At 37.2% G+C, this 610-nt stretch carries 1 pseudogene; it reads right to left on the bottom strand.

The annotated features are described in order from the left end of the window. Positions 1-168: 168 nt before the first annotated feature. A pseudogene (locus tag WFH18_RS17660) lies at positions 169-610 on the bottom strand (IS30-like element ISAba125 family transposase); the annotation flags it as partial.

Here is a 610-nt window from a genome sequence, read left to right on the forward strand (position 1 = left end):
GAGTCGTTCTCGCTGTTCTAAACTAAGTGGGACAGAAACAATTCTAGGCATGTGTGAACATCTGTTAACTAAAAAAACCTTTTCGCATCATTAGTTATTTTTGTCAACTTATGAAAATGGATTATTAAATCAAATATATTCAAATAACAATATTGATATAGGGCGAATTCAAACATGAGGTGCGACAGTTTCAAAAGCCTTATGATAATCAACAAGCTGAGCAAATTTCTCTAATGGTGTAAGCCAATCTAACGCTTTTCTAGGGCGAGTATTCAGTGACATGGCAACTTGATTTAAATAATGCTGATCTGCCTGGTTTAAATCAATCCCTTTAGGTAAATATTGCCTAATTAAACCATTCATATTTTCGCATGTGCCTTTCTGCCATGGCGAATGTGGGTCACAGAAATATACATCTATGCCTAAATCTTCTTCGAGGATTTTATGTTCTGACATCTCACGTCCACGGTCATAGGTCAATGTTTTACGCAGTTCTGCGGGTAAATATTTCAGAGCTTCAGTTAAAGCCTTGCGCACTGATTCTGCCTTTGCATCAGGTAATGTTGCCAAGATACAGAGCCGTGTATTTCGTTCAATAAGTGTTGCTATC

The sequence above is a fragment of the Acinetobacter sp. USHLN143 genome (assembly GCF_037145695.1).
Lineage (GTDB): Bacteria > Pseudomonadota > Gammaproteobacteria > Pseudomonadales > Moraxellaceae > Acinetobacter > Acinetobacter fasciculus.